At 47.2% G+C, this 20,475-nt stretch carries 19 protein-coding genes; 12 read left to right on the top strand and 7 right to left on the bottom strand.

The window, feature by feature from the left end; genetic code table 11:
- Positions 1–9: 9 nt before the first annotated feature.
- Positions 10–1,431, bottom strand: coding sequence for an erythromycin esterase family protein (locus tag AAIH57_RS24415; RefSeq protein WP_430023307.1), 1,422 nt, complete (start codon positions 1,429–1,431; stop codon positions 10–12).
- Positions 1,432–1,640: 209 nt separating this feature from the next.
- The gene (locus tag AAIH57_RS24420) at positions 1,641–2,849 is read right to left on the bottom strand and encodes an MFS transporter (RefSeq protein ID WP_430023485.1); all 1,209 of its coding nucleotides are present in this window, start codon (positions 2,847–2,849) and stop codon (positions 1,641–1,643) included.
- Positions 2,850–3,112: 263 nt separating this feature from the next.
- Between AAIH57_RS24420 and AAIH57_RS24425 the strand changes: the two genes are divergently transcribed.
- Complete coding sequence (locus tag AAIH57_RS24425) at positions 3,113–3,691, top strand: TetR/AcrR family transcriptional regulator (RefSeq protein WP_430023309.1); 579 nt, start codon at positions 3,113–3,115, stop codon at positions 3,689–3,691.
- An 86-nt stretch (positions 3,692–3,777) separates the two neighbouring features.
- On the opposite strand, the gene AAIH57_RS24430 is transcribed toward AAIH57_RS24425, so the two are convergent.
- Positions 3,778–4,902 carry an LLM class flavin-dependent oxidoreductase gene (locus AAIH57_RS24430; protein WP_430023311.1) on the bottom strand — a complete coding sequence of 375 codons (1,125 nt, stop codon included), beginning with the start codon at positions 4,900–4,902 and terminating at the stop codon, positions 3,778–3,780.
- 264 nt (positions 4,903–5,166) lie between these two features.
- Between AAIH57_RS24430 and AAIH57_RS24435 the strand changes: the two genes are divergently transcribed.
- From AAIH57_RS24435 to AAIH57_RS24485, 11 genes are all read left to right on the top strand, one after another.
- Positions 5,167–6,552, top strand: a complete 1,386-nt coding sequence (locus tag AAIH57_RS24435) for a transcriptional regulator (protein WP_175395891.1) — start codon at positions 5,167–5,169, stop codon at positions 6,550–6,552.
- Positions 6,553–6,804: 252 nt separating this feature from the next.
- A complete protein-coding gene (locus AAIH57_RS24440; RefSeq protein ID WP_430023313.1) occupies positions 6,805–8,175 on the top strand; it encodes a hypothetical protein in 1,371 nt (456 codons plus the stop codon).
- A 139-nt stretch (positions 8,176–8,314) separates the two neighbouring features.
- A complete protein-coding gene (locus tag AAIH57_RS24445) occupies positions 8,315–8,491 on the top strand; it encodes an aspartyl-phosphate phosphatase Spo0E family protein (protein WP_175395889.1) in 177 nt (58 codons plus the stop codon).
- 229 nt (positions 8,492–8,720) lie between these two features.
- The gene (locus AAIH57_RS24450; RefSeq protein WP_095361627.1) at positions 8,721–8,912 is read left to right on the top strand and encodes an aspartyl-phosphate phosphatase Spo0E family protein; all 192 of its coding nucleotides are present in this window, start codon (positions 8,721–8,723) and stop codon (positions 8,910–8,912) included.
- A 295-nt stretch (positions 8,913–9,207) separates the two neighbouring features.
- Positions 9,208–11,043, top strand: a complete 1,836-nt coding sequence (locus AAIH57_RS24455) for a cache domain-containing sensor histidine kinase (protein ID WP_175395888.1) — start codon at positions 9,208–9,210, stop codon at positions 11,041–11,043.
- Complete coding sequence (locus AAIH57_RS24460) at positions 11,036–11,812, top strand: response regulator transcription factor (protein ID WP_175395887.1); 777 nt, start codon at positions 11,036–11,038, stop codon at positions 11,810–11,812. Before AAIH57_RS24455 ends, AAIH57_RS24460 begins: the two co-directional genes overlap by 8 nt.
- A gap of 130 nt (positions 11,813–11,942) precedes the next feature.
- The gene (locus AAIH57_RS24465) at positions 11,943–13,235 is read left to right on the top strand and encodes an ABC transporter substrate-binding protein (RefSeq protein WP_430023316.1); all 1,293 of its coding nucleotides are present in this window, start codon (positions 11,943–11,945) and stop codon (positions 13,233–13,235) included.
- 32 nt (positions 13,236–13,267) lie between these two features.
- The gene (locus AAIH57_RS24470; protein ID WP_430023318.1) at positions 13,268–13,960 is read left to right on the top strand and encodes a hypothetical protein; all 693 of its coding nucleotides are present in this window, start codon (positions 13,268–13,270) and stop codon (positions 13,958–13,960) included.
- A gap of 113 nt (positions 13,961–14,073) precedes the next feature.
- Complete coding sequence (locus tag AAIH57_RS24475) at positions 14,074–14,907, top strand: carbohydrate ABC transporter permease (RefSeq protein WP_430023486.1); 834 nt, start codon at positions 14,074–14,076, stop codon at positions 14,905–14,907.
- A complete protein-coding gene (locus AAIH57_RS24480; protein WP_175395884.1) occupies positions 14,891–15,745 on the top strand; it encodes a carbohydrate ABC transporter permease in 855 nt (284 codons plus the stop codon). The genes AAIH57_RS24475 and AAIH57_RS24480 overlap by 17 nt, the downstream gene beginning before the upstream one ends.
- A gap of 29 nt (positions 15,746–15,774) precedes the next feature.
- On the top strand, positions 15,775–17,130 hold the full coding sequence (locus AAIH57_RS24485) for an FAD-dependent oxidoreductase (protein ID WP_430023320.1): 1,356 nt from the start codon (positions 15,775–15,777) through the stop codon (positions 17,128–17,130).
- A 102-nt stretch (positions 17,131–17,232) separates the two neighbouring features.
- Here AAIH57_RS24485 and AAIH57_RS24490 read toward each other — a convergent pair whose 3' ends face one another.
- From AAIH57_RS24490 to AAIH57_RS24505, 4 genes are all read right to left on the bottom strand, one after another.
- Entirely contained in the window at positions 17,233–17,883 is a 651-nt protein-coding gene (locus AAIH57_RS24490; RefSeq protein ID WP_413037157.1) for an amino acid ABC transporter permease, read from the bottom strand.
- 53 nt (positions 17,884–17,936) lie between these two features.
- Entirely contained in the window at positions 17,937–18,659 is a 723-nt protein-coding gene (locus AAIH57_RS24495) for an amino acid ABC transporter permease (protein WP_175395882.1), read from the bottom strand.
- Positions 18,660–18,765: 106 nt separating this feature from the next.
- Positions 18,766–19,599, bottom strand: a complete 834-nt coding sequence (locus AAIH57_RS24500; protein WP_175395881.1) for an ABC transporter substrate-binding protein — start codon at positions 19,597–19,599, stop codon at positions 18,766–18,768.
- Positions 19,600–19,638: 39 nt separating this feature from the next.
- Positions 19,639–20,367, bottom strand: a complete 729-nt coding sequence (locus AAIH57_RS24505) for an amino acid ABC transporter ATP-binding protein (protein WP_175395880.1) — start codon at positions 20,365–20,367, stop codon at positions 19,639–19,641.
- Positions 20,368–20,475: the final 108 nt, after the last annotated feature.

A 20,475-nucleotide genomic window follows, 5' to 3' on the forward strand; every position in this document is an offset into this window, starting at 1 on the left:
GTTAAGGGATTACTTTTGCTGCTGCGCTTGGTCTTTGAATCCGCCTTTATAAGTGGTCGTTGGTGCCTTGACCTTATCAATTAACAGAATGCCATCGTATTGTTCTGCAGGGATAAAGTTCATCGACATCGGATGAATCACTTCATCCACCATGCCATCCTCGGCAGCGAAGACTGGGCGGGACAACCAAGATGCAGCACTAGTAGCGTCTTTGGCTTCGGAAAGATCAATATATGTATTACGATAACCAGACTTCATCAGCGTATACTCCAGGCTGCCACGAGGCATGGGAGAGATATCAAACGTTTTGCCTGTGGAAATCTCGCTCGCTTGCCCTTCGTTCATATAGAGTCCAATCACATACATGTCGTCCTGCAGTTTTTCATGCATTATTTCGCCCATGCTCTTGAAGCTGGATTGCCAAAGGTCGGAATTTCCATCGCTTTCTCCAATCGGGGGATTAAGGATGGTCGATGTGCTCTTGGCGAGGTGGTCATTATGAGCCCAGAGAATGAACTTTTTGTCCGGATACATCACGTCCATCAGCCATTCCAGATTGTCCGCCATGGCACGATCGCGGAACTCGTAGCTCTCCCGTGTATCGTAGGCTGCCATCTCCATGAATTTGGTCCGGTCATTCAGGACGCGGATCATCATGTCAGCCAGTTTCGGGTTGTCCGGGAATGACTTAACCAGCTCCGGTTTGTGTTCGTTAATCCATTGAACCAATTTCTCATATTGCGGCACATAGGTATCCTTCACTTGATGGATGGCCGCTTTGAACTCCGGATTGTTGTCGCTGTCGATTCCATACGTATTAAGGACGGCGTACAGATCCGTGATGCCCTGCATCTCAAAAGCATAGTACTCTTTACCTCTTTCGGGGTCGATACTTCCAATCCAGTCACTGATAAATTGCGTTAAGTACCCGGTCGTGAACTGCATGTCGTATCCGGCCAAAATCAGGGGGTGATCCGTTTTGCTCTGTTCCTGCACATACTCGTAGAGACCAAGCGTTTCCTGTGAGTGCCAGATTGGGAAAATGGAGAGCTCCATCATCTGGGCAGGTGTCAGATTCGCTCCTTGTTCATAAGCAACAGCTGCATCTCCCATGCCCGACTCAAAGGCAATAACGTCATAGCCCAGTTCTTCATGCAAAAATTTAATCATGCGCGTTTTGATGGCACTGTACTCGGCAACCCGGTGAAAGTTCTCTCCAAGGCTAACAACTTTCTTGTCCTGCAGTAATGGCTTCAGGAAGGCCAGGTCACTATAATTATCCGATGTCAGGGATGTAATCTCATGGGCATGCTCCTGCACCCATTGTTCCTTGGCAATAGGTGAAGCTGCCGCTGAAGCGGTGCCGGTAATCATCGCGATGGTCATGCCGAGTACGGCTGTTTTTTGAATAAAACGATGTTTCAGGTTCATATTAATTATCCTCCGTATGAATGATGAGTTGAAATCCATAACTCAAGGATAACGACCAATTCTAACGAAAGTATAACGTGGACATTAAAATGTATTGCATTTCTGCTTCAGCAGCTTTGCCGGATCGAAGGAAACACTTAATTTAAAAGTAAGGAAAGGGCAGCTCTAATCCTGGGGATTAGGCTGCCCTTCTATGTTGAGTGATGCAGTTATGAGTTGCTGACAACGCCGGTTTTCTTTTCCGTAAAGTAATAGCCGAGCGCCAACAGTGGCATGATCAGGCCGATCAGTGTCGTCAGACTCCAGCCTCCCGATGCGTAGGACCAGCTTCCAAGCGATGAGCCAATGGCGCCCCCGATAAAGAAGATCGACATAAAAATTCCGTTTACCCGTCCTCTCGCTTCATTCGCGAGGGAGTAGATGATGCGCTGTCCCAGAACGAGATTTCCGGAGACTGCCATGTCGAGCGTTATGGCGACAATGACCAGCAGCACAAGAGAAGCGGTAGAGTGACCCTGGAATACATAGGCAAGACCGAAGGAGAGAGCGGCAATCACCATGGCAAGTCCGGTTAGTATCCGGGTCAAGCCTTTATCAGCCCATCTGCCTGCAATAGGTGCGGCAATGGCTCCTCCTACACCAGCCAGTGCAAACCAGGCAATTCCCTGCTGGGTCATGCCAAAATCATGAGCGAGCCGCAAAGGCACGATCGTCCAGAACAGACTGAAGGCGCCAAACAAGCTGGCTTGGTACAGTGCGCGGCGACGCAGCATGGGCAAGGTTTTCAGCAGGGTGCCCAGTGAAACAATAAGCTGACCATATTTCATTGCAGGGTGAGGCTGACGTACAGGAAGAGCACGTGACAGGAGCAGGGCTAACAATGCAATGACAATGGCAGAGAAAATGAAGACAGCCTGCCAACCGAATGCATCTGTAATGAAGCTTGCGATGGGACGAGCCAACATGATACCGAGAAGAAGTCCACTCATGACATTGCCAACAACGCGTCCGCGCTGCTCTTCCGAGGTAAGATAGGTAGCGTATGGTACGAGAATTTGAGCGACGACGGAACCTATGCCGATCACCAATGACGCCGTCAGAAATAGTAAAGCATGAGTGGAGAACGCAGCTGCAGCCAAGGCAACGACTAGTAATATCAGAAAGGAGGTTACGAGCCGCCGGTTCTCCATAATGTCACTGAGGGGTACGATAAACAGCAATCCGATGACATAACCAATCTGGGTTAACGTTACGATCAACCCTGCAGCAGCAGACGATAACCCTGTTGTTACACTAATCGGGCCGATCACAGTTTGAGCATAATACAAATTTGCCACAATAAGTCCACAAGCCGCAGCCAAAAGGAATATCAGCCAACCCGGAATCTGTTTTGCCTTCGTATCGTGTTTCATGATCATCATTATCATCCTCCACATGGTATTAGATTAGTTTCATTATGGGTAAAGCAGCTTGAGTCCTTAATTTCTAAACGTGTCGTTCACTAATTACAAACATATAATAAACGATACGTTTAGTATTGTAAATAGGCATCATTATTTTATTCTGAGTAAGTAACCATTGCGAGAAGGCGAAACTGTTTATGTAGTGGGCATTTTAGTATAATGAACGTATCGTTTTTAAGAAAATTTGATGGTGATGGTTACCTCAAGGAGGGATTCAGATGACAGCCAAAAGAGGACGTCCCCGCAACATGGAAACCCAGAATGCCATTCTTGCAGCCGCCTATGAGCTGCTGCTGGAGCATGGTTTTGCAGCGATTACGGTTGAAAAGATAGCGGAGCGTGCTCAAGTGAGCAAAGCGACGATATACAAATGGTGGCCCAACAAAGGGGCTGTCATTATGGACGGATACATGTCTGCCATGACAGCAAGATTGCCTGTTCCGGATACAGGATCGGTATTTGAAGATGTACGCATTCATGCGAGCAATATGATTCAATTTTTGACGAGTCTGGACGGTAAGGCTATTACTGAGATCATTGGAGAAGGACAGTCAGATCCAGGTCTTGCAGTAGAATATCGGATCAGATACATTCAGCCTCGCCGGCGTGAAGCTTGGGGAATTATAGAGAAAGGTGTAACGCGAGGTGAATTAAAAAGTGATTTGGACATCGGCTTGTGCATCGATCTCGTTTACGGGCCGGTTTTTTATCGCATGTTGGTGACTGGCGAACCGATGGATAGTGAGTTTGTAGAGAGACTTTTGAATTCTCTGTTTGCAGGGATTAAGTCCACTTAAATAAAAGAAAAGAACGTCGAATAAGGGAGGAACAGGGTGATTCTCACGAATCACCCTGAATTTGATATGCGTATCTGAGTGGGGACTTATATCTGGAATGTAGGGGAGATGGCTGAGGGCCATGTGGCGGAAGAATGGGAGGCAGGGGAAGGTATTTGCCGGCTTAATACCGGGGGATCGTTCCATACCGAATTCGGTAATTCACGTCGTAATACGGGCGCTACGTCCTGGGCAAAGCGCTCAACCTGCTCTAGCTGCTCGCTATGACTGAGTCCATCTACGCTGATGCTGAGCACCTGATGTCCAAAAGCAGCATGGTAATCCATGATTTTCTCAATAACCTGTTCAGGACTACCAATGAGCACAGGACCGCGAGCGATGTTATCCTCCAGGTCTGTGAAGGGTGACTGGTTGTGCTGGGCGGCAGCGGTTGCGTGAAAAGCATTATAATAAGGCGTATAGCGACGAATCGCTTCCTCACGAGTATTCGCAAGGTACAGGCTCCCCGCTCCGGAACCGATCACCGCACGATTCGCATCATGACCATAATAATCAAGACGTTCCCGATAGTGGTCAATCAACGCTTTGTATTTTGCCTGTGGGTGAAAAGAATTCGAGGAGAAGAGTGGTTCGCCGTATTTCGCTGCCAGCTCGGTGGAGCGTGTACTCGATGCGCTGCCATGCCAGATCGGAATGGAGTGTTGGAGAGGGCGCGGCCAAGTGGTAACATCGTGAAGGGGCGGGCGATACGTTCCCTGCCAGGTTACATTCTCCTCCGTCCACAGGCGCTTTAGCAGCTCATAGCGTTCACCAAGTGAATCCCACTGTTCCTCCTCACGAATGCCAAACAGCGGATAGTGCCGAGGGTCATTGCCTTTTCCGATGATCATCTCCAGCCGCCCACCGGATAATTGATCCAGTGTTGCATAATCTTCGGCAACTCGAACCGGATCCAACACGCTGAGCACAGTGACGGTTGTTAGCAAACGAATGCGGGAGGTAGCAGCAGCTACAGCGGTCAGTACAACAGGCGGCGAGGATGACAGAAAAGGCGCACCGTGCCGTTCCCCAATTCCATATGCATCGAAGCCCAAACGCTCGGCCAGACTGGCTTGTTCCAGAATGCTATGGAATTTCTGTTGTGCGGTCAGTGCTTCACCGGTTACCGCATTGGGGAGGTTCATCATGAGGCTAAACAAGGCAAATTTCATCTGACCTTCTCCTTGAACGGAATTGGCGAATCTGTTTTTTTAATCCTATGGAAATAGTAGGATATTATGAGTTGAACTTACTTTAACATGTCCGCTCCTATTCTTCTAATGGATTTTTTCTATAAGCCGGGATATATTCAGCAAAAATGTCTAAATGTGAAGGAAATTGCCACGATTGTTATTGACCGCTGTAAAATTTAGGATTAAAATTGTGCATATCATAGAAATTCAAATTTCTGGATTTTCATTGTGGAGGTGGGAGACATGGAACCTACAACTACGATACGCTCAAATATTGAGGATTACATCAGGAAACAAGGGTATACCCTACAATACTTTGCTGATATATCGGGGGTTAACGCCGGGACTTTAAGTGCGATTATCAAAGGGACACGGCCGATTGCCATGGCTCAATTGGACCTCATTACCCAGGGCATGAAGCTGGAGGAAGGCCACTTCTACGAAATATATGGTGCTGAATGTTTTGTGGAATCTGCGCCGCACTGGCGAAGGTTGGAGCCGTTCCTGCTGCGCTGTGCCGAGCTGGACAAGCTGGACTGTATACAGAGGGTAATTCAGCAAGTGACGGATGATCGCTCTTATGTTTCCGAATTGTTTGAGCTGGCCGAGTCCATGTTTGAACGCGGACAGAAGAAGGCTGCGCGGATGTTGTACGAATGTGTTGCCGAGTGCGAGAAGTACCAGCACTCCGAACGTCTGGCGTTGTGCCAGTATCGTATCTTCACCTTGTCTCTGGGCCAGGACCAGCATGAGAATCTTAGAGCAGCCGTTCACTTCGAGCCGTATATTAACCGGCTGGACGAAGAGCGACAGCTGGATGCAATCAAGGATCTGGCGAATACATACTCCGCTCTCCGCTATTGGGACAAGTTGTTCACACTGGCTGATGAATTGGGTCGTAAAGCCGAAATTATACAAACTTACACCAAGAAGAATGTAGATAAAGCAAGCAGGGTAACTTCATATCCGTTGTTTGTGTACAAAGCCTATTCAAGCCTGCTCAAGGCAACTGCAAGTGAAAGGTTAGGCAAGTATGAGGAAGCTTTACGCTATACAAAGGCATACGCAGACTTAATTAAAATTATAGAACCTGATGATGAGGATATTTTTTATATTATTAAATTCAAAGGTTGGGAAGAGGCCAATACGTATCTCTATCATTTATTAATGGGAGATAAAAATGTTCTGCCAGCCTATGTCGATTTTATTGAAAGAAATCAAAAAGAGTTATTACCTGCCCTGGTTAACATCATGGAGGCAGCGAACAAGTATGATATGGACGTGGATGAGGTTCTTGATAAATTTGGTGTTCAAATGACATCGGTAGATACCTTAATTCAAGGTTATAGTAAACAAGTCAAATTGGATCTTTATATAACTTTTTTAGTTGAATTGTCCATATATCACCTTGCTCGTGGTAGATACGAGGAAGGCATGAAACAACTTATGGAATGTTTAGCTTCTGCTATAAAGATAAACAATCAATCTGATATTATTCATTGTGTGGCTCTATATGAGAAGTATAGGAATAAGGCAAGTAAGGAAATTGAAAGTCAATATCATTCATTAATGACGGAGGTAGAGAATTATTATGAAAAAAAAGAATATCCTGTATATAGTCTTGCTTAGTTTCTTTCTCATTACCCTTCCTCTGGAAGGTTCAGTAACAAATACATCTCCTATGCACACACTTTCCTCTCAACATGGAACAGGAGATTTGTAAATAATCGTGTGTTATTAAAAGATTTCATTAAAAACAGTGCGGTTCCTAAATTTAGGACGCGCTGTTTTTATTATAGTAGTGATGATTGACCTGATTAAAATTACATTTATTATACATGGCATATCATTAAGAAGTTTGGATTGTTGGGGGTGAGATATTTGCAACTTGCACCTACGATACGCTCGCATATAGAAAATCATATCAAGGTTAAGGGGTACAAACTTCAACAATTTTCTAGTATCTGTGGAGTTAATGTTGGTACGATGAGTGCCATACTTAAAGGAAGCAGACCTATAGCCATGAATCAATTGGATCAAATTACTTCTGGTATGGGACTTGAAAAGGGATACTTCTATGAGATGTACTGCGTGGAATGTTTTGTGGAAACTGCCCCACATTGGAGACGCTTGGAACCTTTTTTATATCGGTGCGCCGAACTAAACAAGCTGGATTGTATTAAAAAGGTTGTGGTCCAGGTAACCGATGATCGATCTTATACTTCAGAATTGTTTGAAATGGCTGAGAAGATCTATAACGAAGAGATGAATGAAGCAGCACTTATTTTGTATGAATGCGTGGCTGACAGTGAGAAATATCAGCACTCTGAACGGTTGGCTTTATGTCAGTACCGCATTTTTTCAATCAATAAAACCATGAGCAAATTCGATAATCTAAGCGCTGCAGTTCACATGGAACCTTATGTAGAAAAGTTGGATGAGGAAATACAACTGGATGCAATTAAAGACTTGGCCAATATATACCTCACAATACACCTCTGGGATAAGGTTTATTATCTGGCTGATGAGCTGGAAAGAAAAGTTGATTTTCAACTTAGTCTTCAATCTCGAAGACGAAAAAGCAGACAAAGAATTGCGTTTTATCCCTTATTCACGTACAAAGCATATGCAAACTTACTGAAGGCAGGTGTGTGTGAAGCTCGCCAAGAATATGAAAAGGCTTTAGAATACACCGATATTTATGAACGAGTCATTGAAATTCCAAACCCGACTGAAGAAGAGCAAGAATTAATAGAGCGTTTTCAGAGTTGGGCTAAGGGGAATCGATATTTATATCAAATGTTGTTAGGAAATCATAAGGTGCTTGAATCTTATCTGGATTATCTCAATGATCATCCTCAGGAGATTTTAACTGCCTTCGTGACTATTGTACAAGCAGCCAATCAACACGCACTAGATATCGATTTTGCGTTGGAGAGATTCGATCCCTACATTAAACAATTCAATACAGAGGAATATGTAAAAGGGACATATACTGATCAGGTAATAAATCATAGGTATATACGATTTTACTATGAACTTGCGAAATATAGGCTCAGCCAACAAAAGTACAAACAAGGAATGGAGAATTTACTCATCAGTTTGAAGCTCTCATCTGCCAGTGATGATGACTTAATGTCTATAAGATCTATTGATTTATATGGAAAGTTCAGAAATCATGCCAGTGACTCGCAGGAAAAACAGTATAGTTTGCTAATGGATAGTCTAAGTACCCAACATTTTGGAGTATAAGACTTATAATCAATTTAGGGGAAATTGTTGTGCATCCAGCTTTTTTCATTAACTTGCGTATCGGTCTATTTGCATCTATTTCCAGAGTATTTTCTTGTGATAACTTCCCCTAAAATATGTTGAAAAAGGGGTGCATGGCATGAAAGAAGTAGAATGGCACAAGGAACATATCGAACTGAACAGACAAGAGCTGCGTCGCTTGGTGCAAAATCATGGCATGCAGCACCATAAAGTTCTTCTTCAGTCCAGAATACTGGACGAACTAATTAATAACCATTACAAAATGAATGCTGTTAGTAAGTGTGAAACTCTCTAAGAAAATTTTTTGAGTAATGAATTAAATGCGTTCAGGGATACGATATGTGGACAGTTATATTTTTTTCGATCTACATATTGATGGTTTTGAGTTTGTTAGAGAACTGATGCAAAATGCTTGATTATGAAAGAATAACTATGTAAATAAACTTTTTAATTTGCAAAGGAAAAAAATATGAATTTTTTGGCAATCTATCCTAAAATGGTCTACAAAGAGGGGGGTGCATGCTATGAAAGGACCAAGTCAGGTTGTAGACCAGATTGAACGGAACAGGCAAGAATTAAGTCGTTTGGCGGAGCATCATGGCATGCAAGACTACAAAGTCCTTCAACAATCCATGGTACTGGACGAACTGATCAATGAATATAACCGATTCAAATATAGAAAACAACAATATATGAATAGACAGCCGATTGCATAATGCAGTCGGCTTTTTTAGTTGGATAAAACGACACAGCGCTATACCATCCATCTACTGGATAAATTGCGTCCCCTTTTGATTGACCAGATTCGTTTATATAAAACAGTCGACTGTCAGCGATACAGTCGGCTGTTTTTGTTTTTGATGAGGTGAAGCTTGCATCTCTTGAAATTCCGCACCCATTGAGATGTTGGCAGGATAGCTAACCATCATTAAAACTGAATATGATTAAATCCAATTCGTTCCTATTTTTTTGAAGCAATTCTTGAATGACGGGAGAGGGAGGATCCAGTGAATGATGGACAAAGCACTAGATTATTCGAAAAGAAACATGAACCTGCGCACCAAGCTGCTGGTGTTGTTTTTGGTACTGACTTTGCTTCCGCTAAGTTTGCAGGGATGGGTCAACTATCACCATTTTTCACAGACGATTGATCGTAAAACCGAGCAGTTCACTATTGATATTATTCGCCAGATTAACACCAATCTGAATCGGCTGCTTAAGGATTTCGAGCGTTTATCACTTCTGCCGCTCTACGATCAGATGGTGCTGGGCATTCTGGGGAAATACAATGCCCCAATGGGGACTGCTACGTGGGCAAAGTCTGACGATTACTTAAAGATGAAGCTCTATACTTCGGGTCAAGCCTATGATCGCCCCGAAATTCGGGGCATCCACCTCATCTCGAACAGTGGCATCCTGTTCTCCAACCTGGATTCGTTAGCGGTGAAGCCGGTATGGGACAGCAGGCAGGATGATTGGTTTGCAGAGCTTGGAGGCTCAGAGGGGGAGTGGCGACTGCTCCCTCCGCATAATCCAAGTTATTACACAGGCAAGAATGAAGAAGCCTATATCTCCGTTGCTCGAGAGATCCGTGATCCAAGCACCCTCAAACGGCTGGGATATATCCTGATTGATATCCGGCTGGACGCCTTTCGCCAGCTGCTGTCCAATCTGAATTTTGAGGAAAATGCGAGTCTCATGATTGTGGACAGCAAACAGCGCCTTGTGTTTGAGCGAACTTCAATCGGTGGACGGTCCGCGTACAACCAACTGCTGCAGCATGGACAACTTCAGGGTTATGCAGGAAACCAAAAGGTGGTACTGGATGGGAGTTCCTATCTGTATGTACAGCACCATTCAAATTATTCAGGACTATCAGTGATTAGTCTTACACCCAGTTCTGTCATTCAGAAGGAATCAGGAGAAATGCTTACGTTCACGTTTGGGTTCGCTGTTCTGTGCATGGCAGCAGTAGCCATTCTGGCTGCTCTATTATCCTACCGAGTAACAAGGCCGTTAATTAGTCTGAAGCAGAATATGATTCGTGTGGAGCAGGGGGATTTCACCCAACGTGTGACGAGCTTCAGCAGTGATGAATTCGGACAGATCAGCCGGGGGTTTAACCGAATGATGGAAGAGATTCACCGCTTGTTTAACGAGGTTTTTCTGCTCGGTATTCGGGAGAGGGAAGCAGAGCTGTCAGCATTGCAAAGCCAAATTCATCCTCATTTTATATACAACACGCTCGAGTCTATTAATATGATGGCCATCCGCAGGAAGCATGCAGAAGTGTCCCATATGGTGACGGCACTTGGCAAGTTGCTTCGTTACACGATTGATAAGGTGGACCGGATTGTTCTCCTGCAGGAGGAGATAGCTTTTGTCCAATCTTATGTACGCATTCAACAGGTACGGTTTGACGGTAGGCTGGAGGTCATTTTTGAATTTGAAGAAGAGGTAATGAGCTGTCCAATCCCCAAATTAATTTTGCAGCCACTGGTGGAGAATGCAGTTTACCACGGAATTGAAGGACAGGAGGATGGGGGAACGATTTGGGTATCGGCCTTACAGTTTGATCAAGAATTGCTGCTTACCGTTCGAGATAATGGGAAAGGTCTGAGCCAAGAAGAAATTGATGAATGGAACGAGTCATTATCCCAGATACCCTCTAGCGAATCCCTGCGCTGTAACGCGGAAGACAACTTAGGGCTTACCAATATCGCACAGCGACTCCACCTTATTTATGGTCAAGCCGCCAGTTTGAGCGTTTACGGAAGTTTAGGGCATGGCTTAGCCGCAACTATTACGATACCGCTTCAGGAGAAAGGGGATAACGTGCATGTATAAAGTGCTGCTTGTGGAAGATGAAAAAGTCATCCTCGAAGGGTTACGGGAAATGATTAGCCAGACGGCTCCCCAGTTTCGAGTTATGGGGACAGCTGCTGGCGGGACCGAGGCCCTTGAATTCCTGAGAAGTGATGTGCCTGACGTGCTGATTACGGATATTCGTATGCGCGAAATGGACGGACTGACCTTGGTATCCAAAGCAAGGGAGATGTACCCCGATCTGCTGATGGTCATTATTAGCGGCTATGGCGAGTTTGAGTATGCTCGCAGAGCGATGGAGTATGGTGTATTGAATTATCTGTTGAAGCCAGTGGAGCGCCATGAATGGGTAACCGCGATCCAGAAAATTCAGCTGCTGCTGGACCGCAGATACGGTGTTTCGTCCAGCCAGACGATGGATACACCGGGGGAAGCAGAGTGCAGCAGTGGAGATACACGAAAGATCATTCGGGATGTAAAGGAATATATCAGGCTCCATCCAGATGGGGATCTGCGTCTGCAGAACATAGCGGACCTTGTTCATTTGAACCCAACCTATCTGAGCAAACTCTTCAAAAATGAAACGGGAACAAATTATTCAGAATACGTCGCTGAGGCGCGCATGGAGCGGGCCAAGTGGCTGTTGGTCAACACTCAACTGAAAATCTATGATGTAGCCAGATTGTCCGGGCATCAAAGTCCCAAACACTTCATGCTGGTGTTCAAACAGCAGGTGGGCTGGACGGCAGGGGAATATCGTAACCGATTCAGCACGGATGAACAGCTGTAGCAGGTGCCTATCGTTTTAAGTCCTTGAAAAACCATACCATTTCTGTAGCTGGCGTGATTTAGGAACAAGTTATTCTTTCGCTATACTTTGGTTGCACGTGTATATCACTAAGCGTATAAGGGGGATTTCCATGAAAAAGGCAGGACTGACGTTGATGCTCGTATTCATCATTGTTGCATTAATTGGCTGTGCAGGTGCTGATTCCGGCAGTGATCCTGAGAATGCATCCGCAGGAGATGGAGAGATTGAACTGAAGTTCATGATGTGGGGAAATCAGGCGCATATGGACGTGTATAACAAGTTGATTGATAGCTTCACACAGGAAAATCCCGGTATCAAGGTGACGATGGAATCCGTACCCTTTGCGGAATACCAGCAAAAAATTTCTGTGCTTGCCGCCGGCGGCTCGCTTCCGGATATCGCCTGGGTCTCTGAGCGGATGGTTCCACAATTCAAATCCAATCACATTCTGGCAGACGTATCCGAATTCAAGGATGATGCAGAGTTCAAGCTGGATGATTATATTCCAAGTACGCTGGATCTGTTTCGGGACGGTGATCAACTGCTTGGCTTGCCATTCTCCACGCCTCCGGTCGTCATGTTCTACAACAAATCCCTGTTCGACCAGGCTGGTCTGACCGACCCCAACACACTCGCTGCACAAGGGCAATGGACGTGGGAACAATTTGAAGAGACAGCCAAAACAATTACCAGCAAGGAAGCGACAAACCGAATCTACGGTGCCAACTTTTTTCGCGATTGGAAGACTTGGGCTGTTCTTTCCTCCTATGCCTGGTCCTATGGCAGCGGGCCTTTCGATGAGGGGATGAAGCAGTTCACCTGGAATGATCTGTATGGTGTGCAAACCTTTGATTTATTGGAACGCATGATGTTTACAGATGAATCGCATCCGAAGGCGGGTGAGCAGGTCAGCTTCGATGCGGGCAATGTGGGTATGTTCTTCGACAACTACAGTTATGTGTCCAAAGCAAGAGACATAACGGATTTCGAATGGAGTATCGCACCGATGCCTTCAGGATCACAGGGTAGTGTGCCCATGCTGGGCCAGGCGGGATATGCCTTGTTCAACGATAGCAAGCATCCGGAAGAAGCAAAGAAATTGCTGAAATTTTTCGCCAGTGAGCAGGGAATTCAGGCAACAGCAACTTACTTTGTCCCTCCGCGCACCTCTGTACTGAATTCGGATGCTTTTATTAATCAGCCGAATAATCCAAGCAAGGAACATATTGTTCAGGCAGTGATTGATGAAATGCCAAAAGCACGCTTGATTCCGGGCCATATTCGCTGGCAGGATATCGATAATGCGGTGCTGCAGGGTTTCGATCGTTTATTCGCCCGTTTAGCCACATCTCAGGATAATTTGAAGCAGATGCAGGAAGAGGTTCAGGGTTTGCTGCAATAATAAATAATGGCTTAAATGCAGGAGGTAAGGATATGGGGCAATTGAAGGAGGCACTGTACGGACAACGCATGCTGCTTGTCGTCAGCCTGCCCGCGAACGATACAGCACTGGCCAAAGCAGCGATTGAAGAAGGCGCTGACGCGCTAAAAGTACATTACAATGTCGGACACCGCGCCAGTGGAAACCATTTTGGTCCGCTGGATGAATATATCGATACCTTTCGTGAAATCCGATCCCAATTTACGGGTCCGCTTGGGGTAGTTCCTTCGGGTAGCATTGATGGGACACGACAAGAAGATGTGGGAAAGCTTTCCGGTCTGGGTTTTGATTTTTATTCCATATATGCTCACCATTTACCATCCTTCATGTTGGGTGAGCTCGGTCTGGATAAAACATTTGCCATCAATGAACACTACGACCCTTCTCTAATTAGGGAGGCAGCTCATTATGGTTTTACCGCGCTGGAAGCATCCATTGTGCCCGGAGAGGAGTACGGCACACCGCTAAGCTTCTCAGATGTCCTCCGGTATCGCCGGTTAGTAATGCAAGCACAGCTTCCCGTGTTGATCCCTTCCCAGCGGAGACTGGTACAGGAGGATGTGCGGGTGCTGCACGATACCGGGATTAAGGCGATTATGCTTGGGGCAGTCGTAACAGGTAAAACGGAGGAAGAGCTGCGAAAAGCCGTAAATGGCTTTCGCAATGCCATGGACAGACTGAAGTAGAAGAAAGACGGATGAGAAGAGGAGGGCCAGAGTTGACCCATTCACGCAAGCATTCAGGAAGAGGACCGCTCGCAAGAGAGGCCCAGATTGCAGGATGGCTGTTCGTATCTCCGATGGTTCTTGGTTTTACTCTGCTGCTGCTCTTTCCAATGGGCCTTGCATTATACATGAGTTTGACCGATTGGCCATTGCTTGGAGATCATCACTTTATTGGGCTGGATAACTATCGCGAGATCATGACAGACAAAATGTTTTGGCGGGTACTGGGAAACACGGTTTATTTCACAGCTGGACTTGTTCCGCTGAATATTGTACTGGCGCTGCTGCTCGCTTTGCTGCTATCCAAAAGTCTGCGGGGCATCGGAATATTCCGCACTGCCATCTTTGTTCCGGTCATGACTTCCCTTATTGTATGGGCAATTGTATGGAAGCTTATGTATGCAACCGAGTCGGGACTGATCAATCAGCTTCTGATGATGATGGGCATCAAGGGACCGGCTTGGCTCTACAATCAGGATCTGGCGATGCCCGCGGTTATTGTGACCAGTGTGCTTAAAAATGTTGGCCTGAATATGGTATTGTTCATAGCTGCCATTCAGCAGGTGCCGCGATCATTGTACGAAGCGGCCACACTGGACGGTGCAGGCAGGCGGAGGGCCTTTTTCCACGTGACGCTTCCCATGATTACGCCAACCGTGTTTTTGACCATGGTGATGACGGTCATTGGCTCGCTCAAAGTGTTCGGGCAGATATATGTGATGACACAGGGAGGTCCGAGCAATAGCACCAAGGTGTTGGTCTACTATATATGGGAAAAAGCGTTCAAGCTGTTTCAGTTTGGTTACGCCTCCGCATTGGCGTATGTGCTGTTTGCTATCGTACTGATCCTGACGCTGCTGCAATGGCAGCTTCGAAAGAGGTGGGTATTCAATGAAGGCGATGCCTAAGCCGTCTGTGCGGACAGCAGGAGGTGCAATTGGTACGTATTTGTTGCTGACCCTGATTTCGCTGATTATGATTGTGCCGTTTATCTGGATGATATCTACGTCCTTCAAGGAGCCCCAGAGCATATTCACGTATCCACCGCAGTGGATCCCGGAACCGTTTCGTTTTCAGAATTATATCGATGTTTTTCGATTGATTCCGTTTCATCGATTCTATTTTAATAGTGTGTATATTGCTGTTGTGGTCGTGCTGGGTACAGTGTTTTTTGCTTCCCTTGCCGGATATGCATTTGCCAAGATTCCATTCAAGGGCCGCAATGTGGTGTTCCTTATCCTGCTGAGCGCCATGATGATTCCCCACGAGGTGACGGCAATTCCGATGTTTTTATTCATGCGGCAGCTGGGCTGGATTGATACACATCTCCCGCTGATTTTACTTCCCATCTTCGGGGCAGGTGGCGTATTCGGCATCTTTGTGATGCGGCAGTTCTTTATTACAGTCCCCACCGAACTGGAGGAAGCAGCGATGATTGATGGCTGCAACCGATTCCGGATATATGCGCGGATTATGCTGCCCATTGCCAAACCGGGCATGGCGACACTGACCATTTTTACCTTTGTGACCATCTGGAATGAGTTTTTTGACCCGCTGATATTTATTAACTCGCGCGAGTTGATGACACTGCCGCTAGGGTTGTCCCTGTTCACGGATGAAGTGGGTACGGCATGGCATTATCTGATGAGCGCCACCGTCATGGCAACCGTACCGCTTCTGGTTGTATTCTTCATAGCGCAGCGGCGATTCATTGAGGGTGTTGCAATGACAGGGCTGAAAGAATAGGCGGCTAATCGATGGAGGAGGAGTGGAACATGAGCAAACGGATAAGCATGAAGACGGAGCAAGCCGATGTTGTTATTGTGGGAGGCGGACCCGCGGGCATTGCGGCGGCCATTGCTGCCGGACGACAGGGCGTGCGTACGGTGCTGATAGAGCGATATGGGTTCGTTGGCGGGATGTCGACCGCCGCCATGGTCTACCCTTGGATGACTTTCCACACAGAGAGCGGCGAACAGGTGATCAGAGGCATTGCCCAGGAGATCGTTGACCGGCTGAAGGAGCGAGGTGGCTCTCCAGGGCATCTCCGAGATACAGTTGGGTTTGTACACACCGTTACACCATACCATCCGGCCATTTATCAGGTTATTGCGGCCGATATGCTGCAAGAGGCAGGCGTTCGGCTGCTGCTGCACAGCTTCGTGGATGAAGTGATTGTTCTGGATCATCGGGTGGAGGCGGTTCGATTGACAAACAAGTCGGGCCGAATGGAGCTTAAGGCGAAAATATTTGTCGATACCAGTGGCGATGCGGATGCAGCTTATCTTGCTGGCGCTGCTGTTGCGAAGGGTCGGGATGGAGATCATCAGTCCCAGCCCATGACCATGAAATTTCGGATGCGTGGCGTAAACCTTGAGCGAGTAAAGCAGTATATGATGGAGCATCCGGAAGATTTTTACGCCAAGACACCTATCGCAGAGCTGGATCGTATTCCGTTAACCGGGGTGAGTGGTTTTTATTCGCAATGGCAGAAGTCGGGTGTTCCGATTAACCGTGATCAGGTGTTATTTTTTACCGGGCCGGCTGAAGATGAAGTGCTGATTAACTGCACCAGGGTTCAGGGATTGGATGCTACCGATGCAGAGGATCTGACCTCTGCTGAACAGGAAGGCAGGAAGCAGGTACTCATGATCGCCGAGTTTTTGCAGCGCGACGTGCCTGGATTCGAACGGGCTTCAATATCCGCAGTAGCTCCGCAGATTGGTATACGTGAATCCAGACGGATCATTGGGCATTATTCTTTGACGAGGGAGGATGTGGTTGCAGGGCGGAAGTTTGACGATGTCATCGCCAGAAGTGGTTATCCCATTGATATACATGATCCTTCTGGCCAAGGCGTAGTGGCTGCGTTTATTGAAGGGGACGGAGCGTACGACATCCCATACCGCTGTCTGATCTCCAGCAATATCCGCAATCTGCTGGCAGCAGGGCGCTGCATCTCCACCACGCATGAGGCTCATGCTACGACAAGGCTGACTCCTAGCTGCATGGCAACGGGGGAGGCCGCTGGAACTTCGGCAGCATTGGCAGTGCAAATGCAGCTTGAGCCGCTGTCACTTCCGGTGACGCTGCTGCAGAAGGAACTACGACGGAACGGAGCAGCGATTTGAGTTCGAAACAATACGGGAATACTAAAGAGTCCAGATCGACACAGAGGTGTGTTTATCTGGACTCTTTATGTGCTAACACCATTTTCGGTAGATCCGAGCGCATCAATTCATCCTTGCCTCAAGGCGCCGGGCCACGATGGACAGTGTGTAGTTGATGGCAAAATACAATACGGCTGCGAGCAGCAGAGCGGGGATGACATAATCGAAGCTCTGGCCGCCAAGGATCTGCACGTTGTGCATCAGCTCAGGCAGCGAGATGATGATTGCCAGTGACGTATCCTTCAAGAGCGAGATGAACTGGCTAACCATCGGTGGTGACATACGGCGGAGAGCCTGCGGCATAATGATGCCGCCCAGTGTCTGCATGTAACTCAGGCCGGAAGAACGGGCAGCTTCCACCTGACCGCGCTCAACCGATTTGAGACCGCTACGAACGATTTCTGCGATCATGGCGCCTTCGAACAGACTCAGTCCAACGACAGTGGACCAGAAGACAGACATTTTAATCCCCAGCTGGGGCAGTACAATATGAATGAAGAAAATGATCAGCAGCAGCGGCAGATTTCGAATCGTATCCACGATAACCGCAACGATCTGAGACAGGACCGGAATCCGGGTATACCGGACGGTACCCAGCACGGTGCCGAGGACAAAGCTGAAAACAATCGACAGCCCTGCGACTTGCAAGGTGATCAGAAATCCGTGCAGCAGGAAACGAAGGTTGGGCCAGGCATAGGCCCCGCTAAAGTCCATCGTACATCGACCTCCTTCTGTGAGTGGAACAATGGCTGAATAGTTGGCTGATATTACATCGTAACCTGTCCTGCTGGTTTGTTTTTCTTCGTCTTACCCTTGGTACTGCGTGCCTCGGCGTCACTTTGTCCGAATCTGCGCTCCAAATAATGAACGAGGAAACTGAGTGGCAGCGTCAGCACCAGATAGAACAGCGCAACAATGGTATATACACTCAGCGGCTGGAACGTATCCGAATTGACCAGGTCGGCAAAATACATCAGATCCATGCCGGCAACAACCGCAAGAATGGATGAGTTTTTGACCAGATTGATAAATTGATTGCCGATCGAAGGCAGTACAATCTTGATTGCCTGCGGCAAAATGACCAGGTTCATGGCCTGTACGTAAGAAAGACCGGAAGACCTTGCAGCCTCCAGCTGTCCCCGGGGTACGGTCTGAATGCCTGCACGGATGGCCTCTGCAATGAAAGCTGCCGTATAGATGGTCAGACCCAGCGTACCCGAGACAAACCCATCCAGCGAAATGCCGAGCGCAGGCAGTCCAAGGTAGAAGAAAAAGACGACCAGCAGGAGAGGGATATTCCGGATGAACTCCACAAAAGCCGTACCTATCCAGTTCAGCGGTTTGATCGGAGAAATCCGGAAGATCGCCATGATTGCTCCAAGGATAAAGCTGCCGATCAAGGCCATGATACTTACCTGAATCGTATTGAGGAACCCTTCCAAGAAACGGTCTGAATGTTTGAACAGAACATCGAAATCCAATTTGCCCATATAGGCGAAGCCTCCGTTCTCCAGATGGCGAAGCGGCGATTTATGCTGTGAAGATGATTCGGCTCCTTACAGATGAAACCGCCGCTCCCTCATCAATTAATCGAGTTTACTCGGGCTTGCTGCCAAGCCATTTCTCATGTAACGTATCGTATTCGCCGCTGTCTTTCATACTTTTGAGCAGGCTGTTCACTTCTTCTACGAAGGCAGAGTCGCCTTTGCGAATCGCCATTCCATAAGGTTCACTGGTAAAATTGCCGCCCACCAGTTTGTAGTTGTTGTCCGTTTGCTGCATGCCGATCAGGATGATGTTATCCGTGGTCAGTGCCTCACCTTTACCTGCTTTGAGCGCAGTGAAGGCATCCTGGTAGTTATCGAATTCGAGTACCTCAGCATCAGGGGCTTTCTCACGGATATTTTGTGCAGAGGTTGAGCCCTTAACGGCAAGCACCTTCACGCCTCCCAGACTCTCCAGTCCGGTAATCGCACTATCGTTTTTAACAAGCAGTGACTGCCCTGCCTCGAAGTAAACGTCACTGAAGTCCACTTGCTCCTTACGCTCGTCGGTGATGGTCATCGTCGCAATGATGATGTCAATATCACCGTTTTGCAGCATGGGAATACGGGTTTTGGATGTGACCTCTTTCAGCTCGACCTTGGTCTCGTCTCCAAGGATCTGTTTGGCGAGTGCCTTGGCGATATCAATATCGAACCCTTCCACCTCACCGCTTGCCGGGTCTTTCAAGCCAAAGAGCTTCGTATCGTATTTAACCCCGGCAATCAGTTTGCCGCGCTCCTTGATCTGCTCAATCGTACCTTTGGCAGCAGCATTCTCACCACCTCCACTGCTGTTGGTTGTTTCCTCTCCCGTACTACAGCCGGACAAGACCACCGAGAGAATCAACACAAGGACAAATGACGGCCACTTCAATACATTCTTCATGAATAAAGACCCCTTTCAAAATGGAATATTCTATAATTCTCAATGATGAATCAGGCGGCTGAGGAACTGCTGTGCCCGCTCTTCTCGCGGATTATCGAAAAATTCGGCGGCAGCGGCCTCTTCCACGATTCGGCCTTCGTCCATGAAGATAACCCGGTCTGCAACTTCACGGGCAAACCCCATTTCATGGGTGACAACCACCATGGTCATTCCGTTATGAGCGAGAGAGCGCATGACATCCAGAACTTCCCCGATCATTTCGGGATCAAGCGCAGAAGTCGGTTCGTCAAAAAGCATGATTTTGGGCTCCATGGCGAGCCCTCTCGCGATGGCTACCCGCTGCTGCTGTCCACCGGACAACTGGGAGGGATAACTGTCGGCCTTATCGGCGATGCCCACCCGGGTCAAGTATTTCATTGCTGTGGCGGCTGCCTGTTCTTTGGGCTGTTTACGAACCTTCACAGGTGCAAGAGTGATGTTATCAATGACTTTTTTGTGAGGATAGAGATTGAAGTGCTGAAATACCATGCCAATGTCACGGCGGAAGAGGTTGATGTCCACCTTTTTCTGATGTAAAGGGACACCGCTGACGACTAGCTCGCCTTCTGTGATAGTCTCCAGACGGTTAATACAACGGAGCAGCGTACTTTTGCCGGAGCCGGAAGGGCCGATAATGACAACGACTTCTCCTTCTTCAATGTGAAGATGAATATCTTTGAGGACATGAAAATGACCAAAGTGCTTCTGCACACCCCTAAATTCAATCAAGAGTACACCCCATCCTTTCTACGAGCGTCTGTTTGAAGAGGAATAAAAAGGAATAAATTGAAACTAGTTATTTAATCATACATAGTCATCCTGCTTATGGCAATTGGT

Source organism: Paenibacillus sp. MABNR03, from assembly GCF_050455445.1.
Classification (GTDB): domain Bacteria; phylum Bacillota; class Bacilli; order Paenibacillales; family Paenibacillaceae; genus Paenibacillus; species Paenibacillus xylanilyticus.

Coding starts and splice junctions, on each gene's coding strand:
- AAIH57_RS24415 (WP_430023307.1), bottom strand. CDS start 1,431: ATGAACCTGAAACATCGTTTTATTCAAAAAACAGCCGTACTCGGCATG.
- AAIH57_RS24420 (WP_430023485.1), bottom strand. CDS start 2,849: ATGATCATGAAACACGATACGAAGGCAAAACAGATTCCGGGTTGGCTG.
- AAIH57_RS24425 (WP_430023309.1), top strand. CDS start 3,113: ATGACAGCCAAAAGAGGACGTCCCCGCAACATGGAAACCCAGAATGCC.
- AAIH57_RS24430 (WP_430023311.1), bottom strand. CDS start 4,902: ATGAAATTTGCCTTGTTTAGCCTCATGATGAACCTCCCCAATGCGGTA.
- AAIH57_RS24435 (WP_175395891.1), top strand. CDS start 5,167: ATGGAACCTACAACTACGATACGCTCAAATATTGAGGATTACATCAGG.
- AAIH57_RS24445 (WP_175395889.1), top strand. CDS start 8,315: ATGAAAGAAGTAGAATGGCACAAGGAACATATCGAACTGAACAGACAA.
- AAIH57_RS24450 (WP_095361627.1), top strand. CDS start 8,721: ATGAAAGGACCAAGTCAGGTTGTAGACCAGATTGAACGGAACAGGCAA.
- AAIH57_RS24455 (WP_175395888.1), top strand. CDS start 9,208: ATGATGGACAAAGCACTAGATTATTCGAAAAGAAACATGAACCTGCGC.
- AAIH57_RS24460 (WP_175395887.1), top strand. CDS start 11,036: ATGTATAAAGTGCTGCTTGTGGAAGATGAAAAAGTCATCCTCGAAGGG.
- AAIH57_RS24465 (WP_430023316.1), top strand. CDS start 11,943: ATGAAAAAGGCAGGACTGACGTTGATGCTCGTATTCATCATTGTTGCA.
- AAIH57_RS24470 (WP_430023318.1), top strand. CDS start 13,268: ATGGGGCAATTGAAGGAGGCACTGTACGGACAACGCATGCTGCTTGTC.
- AAIH57_RS24475 (WP_430023486.1), top strand. CDS start 14,074: ATGGTTCTTGGTTTTACTCTGCTGCTGCTCTTTCCAATGGGCCTTGCA.
- AAIH57_RS24480 (WP_175395884.1), top strand. CDS start 14,891: ATGAAGGCGATGCCTAAGCCGTCTGTGCGGACAGCAGGAGGTGCAATT.
- AAIH57_RS24485 (WP_430023320.1), top strand. CDS start 15,775: ATGAGCAAACGGATAAGCATGAAGACGGAGCAAGCCGATGTTGTTATT.
- AAIH57_RS24490 (WP_413037157.1), bottom strand. CDS start 17,883: ATGGACTTTAGCGGGGCCTATGCCTGGCCCAACCTTCGTTTCCTGCTG.
- AAIH57_RS24495 (WP_175395882.1), bottom strand. CDS start 18,659: ATGGGCAAATTGGATTTCGATGTTCTGTTCAAACATTCAGACCGTTTC.
- AAIH57_RS24500 (WP_175395881.1), bottom strand. CDS start 19,599: ATGAAGAATGTATTGAAGTGGCCGTCATTTGTCCTTGTGTTGATTCTC.